Annotated in this window: 14 protein-coding genes; 4 read left to right on the top strand and 10 right to left on the bottom strand. The window is 67.2% G+C overall.

Annotated features, from left to right (window positions below; translation table 11 throughout):
* Positions 1-184: 184 nt before the first annotated feature.
* Entirely contained in the window at positions 185-2,170 is a 1,986-nt protein-coding gene (locus tag ACEPA4_RS16950) for a transglycosylase SLT domain-containing protein (protein WP_262089874.1), read from the bottom strand.
* Positions 2,171-2,321: 151 nt separating this feature from the next.
* Here ACEPA4_RS16950 and ACEPA4_RS16945 point away from each other — a divergent pair, with 151 nt between their 5' ends.
* Entirely contained in the window at positions 2,322-2,729 is a 408-nt protein-coding gene (locus ACEPA4_RS16945; RefSeq protein ID WP_019338425.1) for a biopolymer transporter ExbD, read from the top strand.
* A 9-nt stretch (positions 2,730-2,738) separates the two neighbouring features.
* On the opposite strand, the gene ACEPA4_RS16940 is transcribed toward ACEPA4_RS16945, so the two are convergent.
* Positions 2,739-3,080, bottom strand: coding sequence for a hypothetical protein (locus ACEPA4_RS16940; RefSeq protein ID WP_139727656.1), 342 nt, complete (start codon positions 3,078-3,080; stop codon positions 2,739-2,741).
* Positions 3,081-3,495: 415 nt separating this feature from the next.
* Here ACEPA4_RS16940 and ACEPA4_RS16935 point away from each other — a divergent pair, with 415 nt between their 5' ends.
* Positions 3,496-6,306, top strand: coding sequence for a TonB-dependent receptor (locus tag ACEPA4_RS16935; protein ID WP_374083050.1), 2,811 nt, complete (start codon positions 3,496-3,498; stop codon positions 6,304-6,306).
* Positions 6,307-6,439: 133 nt separating this feature from the next.
* Here ACEPA4_RS16935 and fhuE read toward each other — a convergent pair whose 3' ends face one another.
* From fhuE to ACEPA4_RS16920, 3 genes are all read right to left on the bottom strand, one after another.
* On the bottom strand, positions 6,440-8,602 hold the full coding sequence (gene fhuE, locus ACEPA4_RS16930) for a ferric-rhodotorulic acid/ferric-coprogen receptor FhuE (protein WP_164093300.1): 2,163 nt from the start codon (positions 8,600-8,602) through the stop codon (positions 6,440-6,442).
* Positions 8,603-8,778: 176 nt separating this feature from the next.
* The gene (locus ACEPA4_RS16925) at positions 8,779-9,330 is read right to left on the bottom strand and encodes a M23 family metallopeptidase (protein WP_065185389.1); all 552 of its coding nucleotides are present in this window, start codon (positions 9,328-9,330) and stop codon (positions 8,779-8,781) included.
* A 77-nt stretch (positions 9,331-9,407) separates the two neighbouring features.
* On the bottom strand, positions 9,408-9,890 hold the full coding sequence (locus tag ACEPA4_RS16920; protein ID WP_164093299.1) for an Lrp/AsnC family transcriptional regulator: 483 nt from the start codon (positions 9,888-9,890) through the stop codon (positions 9,408-9,410).
* Between the two features lie 72 nt (positions 9,891-9,962).
* Here ACEPA4_RS16920 and ACEPA4_RS16915 point away from each other — a divergent pair, with 72 nt between their 5' ends.
* On the top strand, positions 9,963-10,838 hold the full coding sequence (locus ACEPA4_RS16915) for an EamA family transporter (RefSeq protein WP_065185387.1): 876 nt from the start codon (positions 9,963-9,965) through the stop codon (positions 10,836-10,838).
* Between the two features lie 82 nt (positions 10,839-10,920).
* Here ACEPA4_RS16915 and ACEPA4_RS16910 read toward each other — a convergent pair whose 3' ends face one another.
* The 4 genes from ACEPA4_RS16910 to ACEPA4_RS16895 form a co-directional block, all read right to left on the bottom strand.
* Complete coding sequence (locus ACEPA4_RS16910; protein ID WP_005419292.1) at positions 10,921-11,658, bottom strand: endonuclease/exonuclease/phosphatase family protein; 738 nt, start codon at positions 11,656-11,658, stop codon at positions 10,921-10,923.
* A 53-nt stretch (positions 11,659-11,711) separates the two neighbouring features.
* A complete protein-coding gene (locus ACEPA4_RS16905) occupies positions 11,712-12,548 on the bottom strand; it encodes a thiol:disulfide interchange protein DsbA/DsbL (RefSeq protein WP_053500287.1) in 837 nt (278 codons plus the stop codon).
* A 106-nt stretch (positions 12,549-12,654) separates the two neighbouring features.
* Positions 12,655-13,305 carry a thiol:disulfide interchange protein DsbA/DsbL gene (locus tag ACEPA4_RS16900; RefSeq protein ID WP_262089860.1) on the bottom strand — a complete coding sequence of 217 codons (651 nt, stop codon included), beginning with the start codon at positions 13,303-13,305 and terminating at the stop codon, positions 12,655-12,657.
* Between the two features lie 106 nt (positions 13,306-13,411).
* Complete coding sequence (locus tag ACEPA4_RS16895) at positions 13,412-14,212, bottom strand: cytochrome c (protein WP_262089859.1); 801 nt, start codon at positions 14,210-14,212, stop codon at positions 13,412-13,414.
* 156 nt (positions 14,213-14,368) lie between these two features.
* On the opposite strand from ACEPA4_RS16895, the gene yihA reads away from it, so the two are divergent.
* Positions 14,369-14,971 (top strand): ribosome biogenesis GTP-binding protein YihA/YsxC, encoded by a 603-nt coding sequence (gene yihA, locus ACEPA4_RS16890; RefSeq protein WP_005411022.1) that lies wholly within the window; start codon positions 14,369-14,371, stop codon positions 14,969-14,971.
* 72 nt (positions 14,972-15,043) lie between these two features.
* Here yihA and ACEPA4_RS16885 read toward each other — a convergent pair whose 3' ends face one another.
* On the bottom strand, positions 15,044-16,015 hold the full coding sequence (locus ACEPA4_RS16885) for an MBL fold metallo-hydrolase (protein ID WP_374082905.1): 972 nt from the start codon (positions 16,013-16,015) through the stop codon (positions 15,044-15,046).
* Positions 16,016-16,479: the final 464 nt, after the last annotated feature.

Here is a 16,479-nt window from a genome sequence, read left to right as displayed (position 1 = left end):
ACGGCCGGCGCAGATGTTCCGGTAGTGCCGGCCGCTGGCCGGCAGCTTCGGAATGGCTGCGGTTGCCGGCCAGCGGCCGGCACTACCAATACAGAGGCATCACGGCAGGCCGCGCCACCCCGAAGCAGCACCCAGGCGGTGCATATTCCGATCGAGGCCAGCCGCCGGCACGACCGCTGTGCGATCAATCGCCGCCCTGCTCGGCGTTGGCGGCGCAGCTGAAGTTCTTGCGCTTGTCGACCAGGCGGCCCATCAGGCGGTCGCTCAGTGGCAGGGCATCACCATTGAGGCGCCAGTCGTAGATCACGCTGAAGGCCAGCACGCGGGCGACGTACTCGCGGGTTTCCTTGTAGCTGATTGTCTCGATCCACAGGTCCGGATCGAAGCCCGGGCGCTGGCCCTGCCAGCGTGCGGTCGGGGTCGGGCCGGCGTTGTAGGCGGCGATGGTCACGTACGGCAGACCGTCGTACTTGTTCATCAGCTGGCGCAGGTAGGCGGTGCCGATGGCAATGTTGGTGTCCGGGTCGTACAGGCTGTCGGCGCCGCCGTAGCCGGTCAGGCCGATCGACTTGGCCACGCTGGCACCGGTGGCCGGCAGCACCTGCATCAGGCCCATGGCATTGGCAGGCGAGCGCGCACGGGGAGTGAAGGTACTCTCGGCGCGGATCTCCGCGGCCACCCAGGCCGGGTCGATCGCGTTGCGTGCCGATTCGCGGCGGATGGTGGCGTCGTGATGCAGCGGGAAGCGCAGGTCGTACAGGCGCTGTTCCTGCGGCTGCTTGCCGAGCGCGAACACGGCGCGGTCGAACCAGCCATTGTCCTGCGCCACGCGCACGGCGAGGCGGCGCTGGGTGTCATCGAAGCGCGACAGCGCGCTGTTCCATTCGGCCACGGCCCAGCCAGCGCGGTCGATCTGGTACAGCGCCATCGCGCGCTGGATGGCCGGGTCGCGCGCGATCACCGCCTGTGCCTGTGCGCTGTCGTTCGGCTTCCACGGGCACAGGGTGTAGCCCTGCTGCAGCTTGTCGGCGGCGAGGAAGCCGTGGAAGGTCGGCGCGCGCGCGGCCTCGCGGAACAGCGGCTGCGCCTGCTGGGCCTGGCCGGTCTTCTCCAGCATGCGGCCTTCGAAGTAGCGCCAGCGCGGGTCGCTGCGCTGCTTGCTGCCCATCTTGCGAATGGCGGTCAGCGCCGCCGGCCAGTCGCCGCGCGACATCGCTTCGCGCACGCGCCACTCGTGCAGGCGTTCGTCATAGGCCGACTCCGGCACCGCGTTGAGGCGGCGTGCCGAATCGGGCAGATAGGAGGCCACTGTCCACAGCGCGATCTGGTACAGCACCTGGCCCTGCTGGTCGGTACTCAGGCCGAGCGTCTGGGCGTACTGCGGCAGCTGCTGCTCGGTGGCGCCGGGGTCGGCCTTGGCCAGCTTGGCCAGGCCATCGGTGGCGATGCGCCGGCTGCGCTCGTTGCGTGGCCAGTTCAGGGCGCTGGCATTGGGCTTGTCGACAAAGGCGGCGTAATTGTTCGCCAGCGCCAGGTCGGCGGCAGGCAGGCCGCGTGCAGCGCTGCGCATCACCGCCGGTTGCTGGGCATCGGCGGCGGCATCGATGCGTTCCCAGCGCAGGGCGTCGCTCAGGCCACCCTGTGCCTGCAGCACGGCAAAAACGGCATCACAGCCGTCCGGCAGCGACTTGCCGTTCTTGCGCCACAGATCCTGCGCTTCACTGATCCACTGCGGATCGACCTTGCCCGTCACCTGGCGCGCGGTCAGCTGCGCACAGCGCAGGCCGGTGTTTTCGGTGGGCGCCCAGTTGGCCAGCAGGGTCGGCCAGTCCTGGCGGCGTGCGAGCGAGGGCAGCCACACGCTGCGGAAGGTGGTGGCCACGGCCTGGCCGTCGTAGCGCTTGAGGAAGGCCTGCGCCTGCGCGGTATCGACGGTATCGATGTTGCGGCGCAGGTTGGCGTACTCCAGCCAGCCATAGGCCGGGTGACGGCTGAGCGCAGCGGCTTGGCCAGGATCGAACTGGCCGCGTTCGGCGGCTGCGATCGCGGCTTTCAGCTGCGCGTTCTGGGCATCGAGGGACTGGGCATTGGCGCAGCCGATCAGCAGCGTGGTGGCCAAGGGCAGCAGGGACAGGGCGGTCGAAGTGCGTCGGGTCATGGCGGGCAGCATAGCGGGCAATGGCTGAATTCAGTTTCGCATTGCGTGCACGCCGAGCGTCGGCAACGACAGCTGAATGACCCCGCGCAGGCCACTGCCGCAGCGGATGGGAGGCGTCGTAACGTCGGCCTTGGGCGAACGGCCCGGCTGCAGGGAGCGGCACATGGCGTTCAGTAGCGCAGGAAGAAGCGGCCCGCTGGCGGACATCAATGTCACGCCACTGGTGGATGTGATGCTGGTGCTGTTGATCATCTTCATCGTGACCGCGCCGATCGTGGCCCGGCCGATTGCCGTGCAATTGCCGCAGGCCACCGATCGGGTGGTCGACCGTCCCGAACCGCCACCGCCGATCGAGCTGCGCCTGGACGCTGCCAACCAGCTCAGCTGGAACGGCCAGCCGATGGCGATCGGCGAACTGCAGGCGCGCCTGCAGGCACAGGCGGGCGAGCATGCCGGCAACCTGCCGGAGCTGCGCATCGCCACCGATCCGGCGGCCGAGTACGAAGGCATGGCGCGGATATTGGCTGCGGCCGAAGCCACTGGCATGGAGCGCATTGCCTTCGTGCGATAGAGCGTTGTCTCACTGCTGCTCATGCGGTGATTGCTGCATGAGCGGCGCTTGCCCTGCTGACAGCGTCGCATCCAGGATCCGCAGAAAAGCCATTTCAATCTGCACTGGAACCTGGGTCGGATGTGCTCGCCACTTTCTGCGCTCAGGGTCATGTTCAACGTGGAAAGCAGTCAACTCGGCTCTCTCGAAATCCACCACAACCGTCAGTCCCTCTCCCGAGGCCAAGGCCGCATCGCTGGGAGAGGGACAGTTGTTGCACTCGATCACGCCGCCTGCTCTCGATTCACCTGCCAGGGAAAGAAGCAGCGTCATCACCATCGTGACGCCCGGCACGGCAGTCACTGCTTTCATGTTCGGCCCTCCCGCGAATGGCTGGAGGTGCGAGTCTGCGCTGGGTCGACTGGTGGGGCCTCCTGAATGAAGGAATTTTCAAACTATTCCTGAAACGATCCGGCAAAGGCCTTTTCCGTGAATGCGGAAGCTACCGGCGCGCGCTGTCGCAGCCTGCATCAAGGCTGCCTGCGGTGAACAGTATCGTCCGGTCATAACCTGCAGCTATCTGACGCAATCGGCCTGCAATTGCGTCAATTCCGCGTGAAAGAGTGTCGATCATCACGCCGCGATTTTTACCACTTGTTTACAAAGGAGACGGCGCCGCCATGCAGGGAGGGAGTGCGGCGGCCCATGTCCCGACATTCCTTTGGAGAGAGAGCGAATGAATCACCTGCACCACCGCCCTTTGGCGGTTGCCGTCGCGCTGTGCGTGATGACCCTGGCACCGTTGGGTGCCGCTGCACAATCCACCACCAACCTGGATGCGGTGGAAGTCACCGGTACCCGCATCAAGCGCGCTGAGGTGGAGGGCCAGGTGCCGATCCAGACGCTGACGCGCGGCGATATCGAACGCACCGGCCTGACCTCGATCGGCGAAGTGCTGCAGCAGCTCACCGGTTCCGGTTCGGCGCTCAACGCCAAGTTCAACTCGTCCGGCAACTTCGGCTTCCCGCCCGATGGCAGTGGTGTAGGTGCCGGTTCGGCGCAGGTGGACCTGCGCCACCTGGGCGCCAAGCGCGTGCTGGTGCTGGTCGACGGCATCCGCTGGGTCAATGAGTCATCCGCATCCGGCGTCGGCTCGGCCACCGATCTCAATACCATTCCGCTGGCCATCGTCGAGCGCATCGAAGTGCTGGAAGATGGCGCGTCGTCGCTGTACGGTTCCGACGCCATTGCCGGCGTGGTCAACATCATCACCCGCCGTGACTTCGATGGCGGCCAGGTGACCCTGAACTATGGCGAGTACAGCAAGGGCGATGGCACGCAGAAGGGCGTGGACCTGGCCTGGGGCAAGAGCGGCGACCGCTTCAGCCTGTTCCTGGGCGCCAGCTGGACCAAGCAGGATCCGGTGTTTGCCAAGGACCGCGAGCAGTCGCGCTTCCCGATTCCCGGCACCGGGCTGGCGTTCGGCAGCGGTGGCATTCCGCAGGGTCGTTTCATGTTCACCGACCCGAACACCGGCGCGGTGCAGAACATCGTGCCCAATACCGGCGTGAGCAACCCGCGCTACGACGGCAGCGCCGGCTGCGCGCGCACCGATGACTACCACTGCTTCACCAGCGCCGACCGGTTCAATTTCGCCGAGTACAACATGGTGCTGACGCCCTCGGAGCGCAAGGGCCTGTTCGGTCAGTTCCGCTTCGACATCACCGACAACGTGCAGTGGTACGTCAAGGCACTGGGCAACCGTCGTGAGTCGACCAACCAGGCCGGCCCGGAGCCGCTGTTCTTCGGCCCCGATGGCGCCACCGGCAATCCGCTGGCCGACAACATCACCGTGTCCGCGCTCAATCCGTACAACCCGTTCGGCTTCGACCTGGTCTCGGGTGACAACCTGAGCCTGATCGGCCGCCGCCCGGTGGAAGGCGGCGCGCGCGTGTTCAAGCAGGAAGTGGACACCACGTATTTCGCCACCGGCTTCGTCGGCAACTTCCAGGCGGCTGACCGCAGCTGGTACTGGGACGTCAACGGCATGTACAGCAAGAACAAGGCCGAACAGACCAACTACGGCAGCTACAACATCTACAACGTCAACATGGCGCTGGGCGATCCGTCGGTCTGTGCGGCGACGCCGGGCTGCGTGCCGCTGAACATCTTCGGCGGTGTCGGTTCGATCACCCCGGACATGCTGAAGTGGATCCAGCCGGTGGTGCGTGACCGCAGCCAGAACGAACTGAGCCTGTTCACCGCCAACCTGTCCAGCGACCTGTTCACGCTGCCGGCCGGCCCGGTGTCGTTCGCTACCGGCTTCGAGTATCGCAAGTACGAGGGTTCGTACCAGCCCGATCCGCTGACGGTGGCCGGCCACTACAACGGCGTGCCGTCGCAGCCGACCTCGGGTTCCTATGACGTCAACGAGGCGTATCTGGAGTTGAGCGTGCCGATCTTCGCCGATTCGACCTTCGGCAAGAAGCTGGATCTGAGCCTGGCCGGGCGCTACTCGGACTACTCCACCTTCGGTGGTGAATTCACGCCCAAGTACGGCCTGCGCTGGCAGGTCACCGATGACTTCGTGCTGCGCACCACGTACGCCGAGGGTTTCCGCGCACCGTCCATTGGCGAACTGTACGGCTCGGCCGCACGTGCCGACCTGCAGCTGTTCGATCCGTGCTCGGTGGGCCTGGGCGGTACGCCGCCGCGTGGCAGTGCCGCCAATTGTGCCGCGCTGGGCGTGCCGGCCGGCTTCCAGCAGGCCAACTCGCAGATCTCGGTGACCACCGGCGGCAATCGTGATCTGGAACCGGAGCGCTCGCGCAGCTTCAGCACCGGCTTCGTGTGGAGCCCGTGGTTCGGCAACAACGCGTCGTGGTCGGAGCGCTTCGATGTGGAGGTGACCTTCTACCGCCACGCCATCGATGGTGCGATCCAGGCCATCAACGCGCAGACCCAGCTGGACCTGTGCGTGGACACGCTTGACCCGGTGTACTGCGATGGCATCACCCGCGCCAGCACGGGTGCGGTCAGCAGCTTCAACAACCGCCTGACCAATCTGGGCTCGATCAAGACCGACGGCTGGGACGTGGACCTGTTCTGGACGTTGCCGCAGACCTCCTTCGGCCAGTTCAAGCTGGCCTGGAAGAACACGTTCGTCGGTCGTTACGAAGCCACCGGCGCGGCCGGGCAGAAGCAGCCGCAGAAGCCGGGCGTGGAAGTGGCCGACAGCTCCATTCCGGAGTGGACCAGCAACGCCAGCATCGCCTGGACGATGGATCGCTGGAGTGCGAACTGGACGGTGCGGCACATCTCCGAACTGACCGAGAACTGCGGCGATGCCGTGGCATTCCCGGTGTGCAGCAACCAGGCAGCCGGCACCAACACGCTCTCGGCCACCACCTTCCACGACATGCAGGTGGGCTACAAGATCGACTGGATGAAGGGGCTGCAGCTGACCGCGGGCCTGAACAATGTGTTCGACAAGGATCCGCCGATCTGCCTGTCGTGCTCGTTGAACGGGTATGACGCTTCGACCTACGACATCCCGCGCGGTCGTTACTGGTACCTGCGCGCGGACCTGCGGTTCTGATGTGAGGGGGGGCAGCGCCGGTCAGTTCCGGCGCTGCCTTGCGGATGTAGCGCCGAGTCCGCGCTCGGCTGATTCTCTGAGCCGAGCATGGGCTCGGCTCTACAGGTGCGGGGCGGTCGTACCCCGCGTCTGATCAGAACGCCCAGGTGAACGTCAGCGAGCCATTGCGGCCATCGCCGTAGGCACCGTAGCCGGTGATCTGCGAGTAGTACTTCTTGTCCAGCAGATTGTTGAGGTTGGCCTGCACGCTCCATTCCGGCGACAGGCGGTAACGCACGAAGGCGCTGACCAGGGCGTAGCCGCTCTGTTCGATGCGGCCGTAAGCCGGCACCGCGTAGTAGATGCGGTTCTGCCAGTTGGCGCCGCCGCCGACGGTCAGTGCCTGCAGCGACTGAGGGGTGTAGCTGGTGAACAGTTTCAGCGCGGTCTGCGGCAGGTTGGTGTTGATGTCGGCGCCGTTGATGTCCTTGGCCACGTAGCGCGAAGCACCGAAGGTAGCGTTCCAGCCGGGCGTCAGTTCGCCGTTCACTTCGAACTCGAAGCCACGGCTGACGGTGCCGCGCGCGGCCACGTAGGCCGTTTCGCCGCCGGTGCCGCCGATGACCGGCTCGCCGGTGGACTGGCCGACGTTGTCCTGTTCGATGCGGAACACCGCCAGCGAGGCATTCAGGCGGTTGTCGAACCACGCCCCCTTGACGCCCACTTCGTAGCTCTTGCCATCGACCGGATCGAGGTAGCTGCCGTTGCGGTCCTTCAGCGTCTGCGGCTGGAAGATTTCGGTGTAGCTGGCGTAGGTCGAGTACGTGCCGTTGATGTCGAACACCAGCCCGGCGTACGGCGTGGTGACCTTGTGCGTGCGGTCGGCGCCTTCGCCCTCGCTCTTCCAGTCGGTGTAGCGGGCGCCGATGATCAGCTTCAGCGGATCGGCCAGCGACAGGCGCGCGGCCGCGTAGCCGGCCTTCTGGGTGATGGTGCCCTCGCTGGCCAGTGCCAGCGGGTTCCAGTTCGGCTCGCTGATGTTGCCGGTCCAGTTCAGATAGCTTGCGAACGGATCCCAGGTCTGGCCGGCACCGCCGACCTGGTAGTCGCCGTAGTTGGCGTACTCGCGCTTGTTGTAACTCAGGCCTGCCATGAACTGGTGCTCGCGGCCGAACAGCTGGAACGGACCATCAACGTAGCCATCGACGCCGGTGACCTTGCGCTCGGTGTTGTAGAAGCCCGCGGACGGCGAGATGCCCGCGCCGGTGGTCTTGTCGAAGTTCGATGCGCCCGTGGTCCAGTCGTTGTAGGCCGGGTAGAACAGCTTGTCGTCAGCCTTGGTCTCATCGTGCGTGGCACCGACCTTGAACTTCCAGCCATTGCTGAAGGCGTGCTGCAGGGTGGCGAAGGCGCGTTTGCTGGTGGTGTCCCAGTAGGTCCACTTCGGGCTCGCGTTGAACGATTCGTCGTAGCCCGTGCGCGAGCCATCGGAGTACAGCATCGGGAAGCCACCCCAGGTCGCGCCATTGGCGCGCTTCTGCTGGTAGTCGTAGCCCACGCTCAGCTGGGTGTCCGGGGTCAGGTCGGCGTCGATGACGGCGTAGCCCAGCGTCTTGCGCTGGTTATAGCGGTCCATCTGGCCGTCGGTGTCCAGATAGCTGCCGATCACGCGGCCGCGCACGGTGCCGCTGGCGTTGAGTGCGCTGCCCACGTCCACCGTGGTGCGGGTGCGGCCCCAGCTGCCCACGTTCACCGACACGCTGCCGGCCAGCTCGGCGCTGTCGGCGTGCTTGCGGATCAGGTTGACCGATGCGGACGGATTGCCGGCGCCGCTGAGCAGGCCGGTGGCGCCGCGCACCACTTCCACGCGGTCGTACAGCGCCAGGTCCAGGCCGGAATCACCATAGCTCCAGTTTTGCACCATCTGCGTGGGCAGGCCATCGAACTGGTAGGCATCGATGTAGAACCCGCGCGCGTAGAACTCGGTGCGCTCGCTGTCGGACTGGGTGCTGGTCACGCCGGTGGTGTTGGCCAGCACGTCGATGATGTCGTCCAGGTTCTGATCTTCGATGCGCTGGTGGCTGATGATGCTGATCGACTGAGGGATCTCGCGCGGCGCCAGGTCGAAGCGGGTGCCGGCCGAGGTGCGGCGCACCGAATAGCCTTCGGCGCGTTCGCCCTTGACCACCACCTTGTCGAGGGTGGTCGGATCGGCGGCGGTGTCGGCGAAGGCGGCCGGGGCCACGGCGCAGAGAACGGCGAGCACGGCAACGAACAGCCGTTGCGGCTGCGGGGTACGGAAGGCGGAACGGGTCATGGGGGTCCTGGACGAGCACGCGCGCTCGGCCGGCATCCAGAAGGCGAGGCGCTACGGGTAGGGGGAGGGCGGGCAGGCCGTCCTGGCGCCACCGGAAACGAAAGAAATCGTAATACGAACTATTCCTATTTACAAATAATGAACGAATCGATCCGATGATCCGGGTGTGGGCTGGGTCAGCGCAGCAGCGGGAGTGGATCGCGCGCGCCGTCGGTGCCGTAGATGCCCCAGTGCAGGTGCGGCGGCGTGCCCTTGGCATTGCCGCTGTCGCCGACGTGGCCAAGCAGGTCGCCGGCCTGGACCACCTGGCCGCGCGCCAGGCCCTCGGCCCAGTCGTCCAGATGGGCGTAGTAGTAGCGCTCACGCCCGGGCCCGATCACCCACACCTGGCGGCCACCGAGGCCGCGGTCGCTGACATCCACGACGACGCCGGCGGTGGCACTGCGCACCGGGGTACCGCGCCTGGCGAAGATGTCGATGCCGGCGTGGGAGCGGTCACGGCCGCGTGGGGCGCCGAAGGTATCGGCGATCTGGCGGGGCCGCACACCTTCCACCGGCACCGGAAGCTCGGTGGCCGGAGGCATCCGCGAGAGTGTCCACAGCAGTTTCGGTGCAGCGGCCCATGGGCTGTTCCACAGTGCCATGGCGGCAACGATCGCGATGACCAGCCACAGGCCGCGCAGCAGCCAGCGGCGCAGGCGACGGGCGGGGGAGGGCGATGTGTTCATGGTCTCCGACTGTAGCGCCCAGCCATGCTCGGCGGCTGTTGCTTTGCGGTCAAAGCGCAGTCGAGCATGGCTCAGCGCTACAGAACCGGGTCCAGTGGCACTTCGAAACTGCGCTTCAACGTTCCCAGTGCAACCGAGGTGCGGAAGCGCTCGATGTTGTCATCGCCACCGAACAGCCGCTCGGTGATCGCCTCGTACTCTTCCATCGACGCGGCCGACACCAGCAGCAGGAAATCGCCGTCGCCGGTGATCGAGTAGCACTGCTGCACCGCCGGGTCGTCCTGCACGCGGCGCTTGAACGGCGCCACGCGTTCGCGCTGCTCGCTGACCACGCGCACCTCGACGATGATGGTCAGCGGTCGCCCGACCTTGGCTGCGGCGACTACCGCCACGTTGGCCGCGATCACACCGCTGTCCTGCAGGCGTTTGATGCGGCGCTGCACGGCTGGGGTGGACAGGTGCACGGCCTCGGCGATCTCGCGCTGCGGCAGGGTGTTGTCCCGCTGCAGCAGGCCGAGGATGGCGCGGTCGAGGCTGTCGAGCACGGGGGCGGTAGCCATGGTGAGCAGAAGTTGCACGAACGGGCTGTCAATTGAGCCAAGTGCTCGGCGCGGGCGCAATAGACTTTGCCCATGCAGACCTCACGACTCGCGCCGATGTTGCCGGCGCTGGCGGTGCTTGGCTCGGTCACCTCGCTGGCCATCGGCACCTCCTACGCAAAACACCTGTTCCCGCTGATCGGCGCCCAGGGCACCAGCGCGCTGCGCGTGGGCTTCTCGGCGCTGTTGCTGCTGCTGTTCTGGCGGCCGTGGCGCTGGAAGACCGGCCGCGCGGATGCGATCACCCTCCTGCGCTACGGGCTCACCCTGGGCCTGATGAACCTGCTGTTCTACATGGCCCTGCGCACGATTCCCTTCGGCATCGCGGTGGCCATCGAGTTCACCGGGCCGCTGACGGTGGCGATGCTGTCATCACGGCGCCCGATCGATTTCCTCTGGGTGGGCTGCGCGGCGGTGGGGCTGTTGCTGCTGCTGCCGCTGGGCGGCGGCCGGGCGCTGGATCCGACCGGCGTGCTGTATGCGATGGGCGCAGCGGCGTGTTGGGGGCTTTACATCGTATTCGGCAAGCGTGCCGGACACCTGCACGCCGGGCATTCGGTGTCGCTGGGGCTGCTGGCGGCTTCGCTGGTGGTGGTGCCGGTGGGCGTGGTGCATGCCGGTGCCGCGCTGCTCGACCCGAAGATCCTGGCAGCCGGGCTGCTGGTGGCGCTGGTGTCCAGCGCGATCCCGATGTCACTGGAGATGATGGCGCTCAAGCGCCTGCCAAAGGAGACCTTCGGCATCCTGATCAGCATGGAGCCGGCGGTGGCCGCGCTGTGGGCGATGCTGCTGCTGCACGAACACCTGCACGGGCTGCAGTGGCTGGCGATCGGCTGCACGGTGCTGGCTTCGGTGGGCAGCACGATGACCGCGCGGCGATTGAAGGTGCCGGTGGTCCAGGCCGGGTAGCGGCAGAGAGCGTGCGGACCAACGGTCCGCACCCACCAGAGCGGCGTGCGGACCAGCGGTCCGCACCTACCAGGGGGGCGGTTCAGCGCAGGGCGTCGGCCGGGACGTCGATCTGCATCGCCAGGGCGAGGTGATCGGAGAACGCGGCCGGCACGGCTTCCACGGTGCGGGTCTGCAGGCCACTGCTGACCAGGATGTGGTCGATGGCGCGGTCGGGGCGCCAGCTGGGGAAGGTCGGCACGATGCAGCCGGGCGGTTGCAGTCGGGTCTTCTGGTACAGCACCTGCATTTCCGGGCGTTCGGCCAGACAGTTGAAGTCGCCCATCAGCACCGCGTTGGGGTGGTCGGACAGCAGCTCGGCGATGAAGCCCAGCTGCGACATCCGCGATCCCGCGCCCAATGACAGATGGGCCACCGCCACCGCCAGGCCGTCGGCACCATCGCCGAACTTGGCCAGCAGCACGCCGCGCCCGCCGATGCGGCCGGGCAGGGCGTGGTCCTGCACTTCCACCGGTTCCAGCTTGCTCAGCAGGCCATTGGCGCTGGAGGCGACCCCGCCCATGCGCCGGTTCGGCTGGTGGCTCCAGTAGTTGAAGCCGGCGCGCTGGGCCAGGTAATGGGTCTGGTTGGTGAAGCCCGAGCGCAGGCTGCCCGGGTCGGCCTCCTGCAGGCCGACGATGTCATGTTCGCGCGCCAGGGTGGCGATCGCGTCCAGGCTGCTGCGCTTGCGACCCGCCGGCAGCGCATGTGACCAGCTGCGGGTCACATAGTCGCTGTAACGGCGGGTACTTGAGCCGGCCTGGATGTTGGCCGTCAGCAAGCGCAGGGTCCGTGTACGGGGGGAATTCACGGCCGGGAAATGCTTCTCTTGGATCAGTGAGCCTGGGCCGCACCGCGTTCGCGGGCGATCAGGTGGTCGGCGATGCGCAGCATGTCCGGGAAGCTCTTGCCCTTAACCAGGTACTTGCCGTTGACGATGATCGACGGGGTGCCGCTGATCTGGCTGCGCTGGGCGAACTGCTTGGCCGAGTTGGTCTTGGCGTTCACCGCGAAGCTGCCCATGGTGGCCGCGAACTGCTTCGGATCGACGCCGTAGGCGGCGTAGAACTTGGCGATGTCTTCCACCGAGTCACGGCCGCGCTCGCCCTTCAGGGTCTTCTGCGAGTGGATGGCGGCGTACAGCGCTTCGTGGGTCTTCTCCTGCACGCCCAGGGTCTGCGCGGCGTAGAAGGCACGGGCGTAGTCATCCCAGGTGCCGCCGAACATGGCCGGCACGTAGACGAAGTTCACGTCGCTGGGCAGGCCGGCCTTCCACGGGCCGACCAGCGGCTGGAACGCGGCGCAGGCCGGGCAGACGTAGCCGAAGATCTCGGTCACTTCGATCTTGCCGGCGGCCGGCTGGAACGGCTGGCCGTTCGGGATCACCTGGTAGTCGGCACCTTCCACCGGAGCCGGGCCGGTCAGTGCGGCGGTGGTCGGGGCCGGCGCGGCGGCCGGAGTTGCTTCGGCCGGAGTCTTCTCGCCTTCAGCGGCAGCCGGCGCGGCGCCTTCGCTGCCCGCCGCCGGTGCGGCAGCCGGTTCGGTGGTCGTGGCCGGGGTTGCTGCCGGTTCGGCGGGGGCCGCGGTGGTGTTGGTGCTGCCGTCGTCGGCCTTGCAGGCGGCCAGGATCGGCAGCAGCGCTGCGAGGGCGAGGGCGTAACGGATCTTCATGGAAACGTCTCCAGCATCTGGAAAGGTGGGGCCGGCGGCAGGCGCCGGCCAAGGGGAAATGATGACACGCGGCGGCGACAACGCCGTGTCGGTGGTGGGTGTTGGTTCAGCGGCCGCGGGCAGCGCGCGCCTGCACGATCAGCGCCGAGGCAATGCGCAGCTGGTCGTCGAAGCTGTTGCCGCGCACCAGGTACTGGCCATTGATGATGATGGCCGGGGTGCCCGGAATCTTGGTGCGCTGGGCGAACGCGCGCGCGGCCTCGACCTTCTTCTGCACGGCATCGCCGCGCAGGGCCTGGAGGTAGCGGTCCGGGGTCACGCCGTAGGCCTTGTAGAAGGTGGCGAGCTCATCGGCGGAGACGTTCTGCATCGGCAGCGAACCCTGCTCGTGCAGGGCCTTGAACACGGCGGCATGGCTGCGCTTGGCCACGCCGACTTCGTCGGCGGCGTAGTAGGCCAGTGCCCAGGCATCCCAGGCACCGCCGAAGGCCGCCGGGACCGGGGTGAAGCGCACGTCGGCCGGCAGCTTGGCCGCCCAGGCTTCCAGCTGCGGTTCGAAATGGGCGCAGTGCGGGCAGGTGTAGCCGAAGACTTCGACCACTTCGATCTTGCCGGCCAGCGGCTGGAACGGGCCCGGCTGGGCGATGCGCTCGTAGTCTTTGCCCTCGACCAGCGGGGCATTGGCGGGGGTGGCGGCGCAGGCTGCCAGCGGCAGCAGCACCAGCACGGACAACAGCAGGCGGGAAATCAACCTCATCGACACGCATCTCCGTTGAAAAAAGCAACGCCGGCGCAGCCGCCGGCGTGAAGGAAACATACCGCAGCCGTGGGCCGGCGTCGCGGCCCGGGCCGACCAGTGGTGGTCAGGGGGCGGCAGCCGGTTGTGTTGGCGTGGCCGTGGTGGCCACATCGTCTGCCTTGTTGTGCAGGCCCTGCAGGTAGCTCGACAGCGCCTGCACCTCCTGCTCGCTGAGCTTCTGCGCGACCGTGGCCATGATCTGGAAGTGCGCCTTGTCGGTCTCGTTGGTCTGGCCGGCCTGGTACTCCTGCAGGCGGCGCGCGACATAGCTGGCGTGCTGGCCACCGAGATGCGGATAGGCCGGGCCGGGATTGCCGGCACCGCTGGGGCCATGGCAGGCCATGCAGGCCGGCAGGCCACGCTTGGCATCGCCGCCGCGGTACAGCTGCTGGCCGATCTCGTAGAACTTCATGCCCTTGTAGGGGCCGTCGGCGACCGCCGTGTCATCGGCGATGCCGGGGTTGGCCTTCTGCGTGGCGAAGTAGGCGCCGATATCACGCATGTCCTGCGGGGTGAGGTTCTGCACGAACGGCACCATCGCCACCGCCGCGCCGGAACTGCGCTGGCCGTTGGCGATCAGGGCCATCTGCTGGGCCACGTAGCGTTCGCTCTGGCCGGCAATGGACGGGTACATCTCCACCGTGGAATTGCCGTCGGCACCGTGGCAGGCCGCGCAGGCCGTCGCCTTGGTCTGCCCGGCCTTCGCATCGCCCCAATGGGTCTTGCTGAAATCCACCTCCAGCGAGGCGGTGTTGATCGGCCCATTGTCGGGCAGCGGGGTCAACGTGGTCTGCGCGAACGCAGCAGCGGCAACGACTACAGCAGTGGCAAGGGCGGATACGGCAAGAACGCGAGCGTGGCGCATGCTGAAGCTCCGTATGGACCGGGCCGGGCGGTGGCGGCCGGCATCGCCCGGATTATCAACGCCGTTTCCGCGCACGGTCAACGCAGCAGTGCAGCAAAATGCCCGCAAAGGCCGCCGGCACGGGCGCGCGGCGCCGCAACATGCGATCCTAGGCACATGTCATTGCTCATCGAACGCGCCCGTTACCACCTTTCGGCCCATAACGTGCGGCAGCTGCCGCCCGACGAAGGGGCCGAAGTGGCCTTCGCCGGCCGCTCCAACGCCGGCAAGTCCAGTGCGCTCAACGCGCTGACCCGCCAGAACGCCCTGGCGCGTGTCTCCAAGACCCCCGGCCGTACCCAGCAGCTGGTGTTCTTCCAGGTCACCCCGGAGGCGCATCTGGTCGACCTGCCCGGTTACGGCTACGCCAAGGTGCCGCTGGACCTGCAGGCGCACTGGCAGGCCTTCATCGACAAGTACTTCCGCACCCGCGAGGCCCTGAAGGGGCTGGTGGTGGTGATGGACATCCGTCATCCGCTGAAGGACTACGACCGGCAGATGCTGTCCTATGCCGTGCAGCGTGGCCTGCCGGCGCACGCCCTGCTGACCAAGGCCGACAAGCTCAGCCGCAGCCAGCAGATGCAGTCCTTGCAGAAGGTGCGCAAGGAGCTGCAATCGGCCTACGGTGACAGCGTCAGCGTGCAGGTGTTCTCGGGCGAAGACCGTACCGGCGTGGACGAAGCCCGCGGCGTGATCGGCGGCTGGCTGGGGCTGGAATAAGGCATTTCCGGTCGCCCGGCTGGCAGCCGGGCGCTACCCGATCGGTGGGTGCCGACCTTGGTCGGTACACCCTCACAACGGCGAATACTCCGCCGGGACCCACGCATAGGCCTGGCCTTCCCTGCGGACGTGGCCCAGGCCCGGGAACGGCAGGTGCGCACCGGCCACCCACCAGCCGTTGGCGGTGGCCTGCTGCAGCAGCCCGCGACGGCTGGCGATGGCCGCCTTACGGTCCGAATCGGCCTCGAACGCGGCCGCGGGGTGCGCGAACTGCACCGCATGGAAGTGCAGCACGTCGCCCCACACCAGCAGTGACTGGCCTTGGCTGTCGAACCGGTAGGAGACGTGGCCGGGGGTATGGCCATGGGTGTCCATCGCCACCGCGCCGCCGGGCAGGGCATCGCCGGGGTTGAACGTGCGCAGGTGGCCACTGGCCTGGTACGGTGCCACCGCGTTGCGCGCCAGCGGGAAGGCGAAGCGCACACCCTTCGGCGCGGAAACCTCGCTGGCCGGGTTGAGCCAGTAGTCGGCATCGGCCCTGGACAGCCACACCGTGGCATTCGGGTAGGCCGGCTTGCCCTGCGCATCGAGCACCCCGCACAGGTGGTCCGGATGGGCGTGGGTCAGCAGCACCTCGTCCACCTCGGCCGGGTCCACGCCGGAGGCGCGCAGGTTGCCCAGCACCTGGCCCAGGCCGGGGCCGAAGCACTGCGCGGTGCCGGTATCGACCAGGGTCAGGTGGTTGCCCTGGCGCACCAGGAACGCGTTGATTGCGGTCTGCAGGCCCTTCTTGTCTTCGGGCACGTAGCGGCCTTCCAACAGGCGGCTGACCAGTGTCGGCGGCACATCGACCACTTCCTGCCGGCCCAGCGCGACCACGCCGTCGAACAGGGCGGTGACCTGCAGCGCACCGACGCGCTGGTGGTAGACGCCGGGCACCTGCTGGGTGGGCGCGGGCGAGGTGGCTTCGGCCAGCGCCGCCAGTGGCAGGGCGGACAGGGCCAGCAGCAGGGCGGTGCGTAGGGGCAGATGGCGCAGGGTCATGAGGGTTCTCGGTGGATGATGGGCGGTTCCGTTGGCCTAGCGTGCCGTGACTGGCGTGCGCACGGCGCTCAAACCACTGCGTGGAATGCTCAGGGAAGGGGGTGTTGTCTGCAGGGCTGCGCCCTGCACCCGCTACGAGCCAGAGCAACGGCCGAAGCAACAGCAACAGCGGGCTATCCGTGGGATGGCGGGGTGGGTCCGGTTGCGGGAGACGCCGTAAACCCGTCCATGGGGGCTTGGCCGCGGCATCCATGCCGCGGACACTCCCGCAACCGGACCCACCCCGCCTTCGACAGTTTTCCGCGAACTGTTGGAGATGCTCTTGGGGTCAGATCCGTTTTCCGCAGGAAAACGGATCTGACCCCAGATCGATTTCGATATCTGACAGAAAAATCGTGTCGACCAAGGTCGACGCCTACCAACAGCCGCGAAGATCTGTCAGAGGTGGGGCGGTGTGGGTGGGC

Origin of the sequence: Stenotrophomonas sp. P2112 (assembly GCF_041897515.1) — a bacterium.
Lineage (GTDB): Bacteria > Pseudomonadota > Gammaproteobacteria > Xanthomonadales > Xanthomonadaceae > Stenotrophomonas > Stenotrophomonas sepilia.
This window is presented reverse-complemented; position numbering and strand designations above follow the sequence as displayed.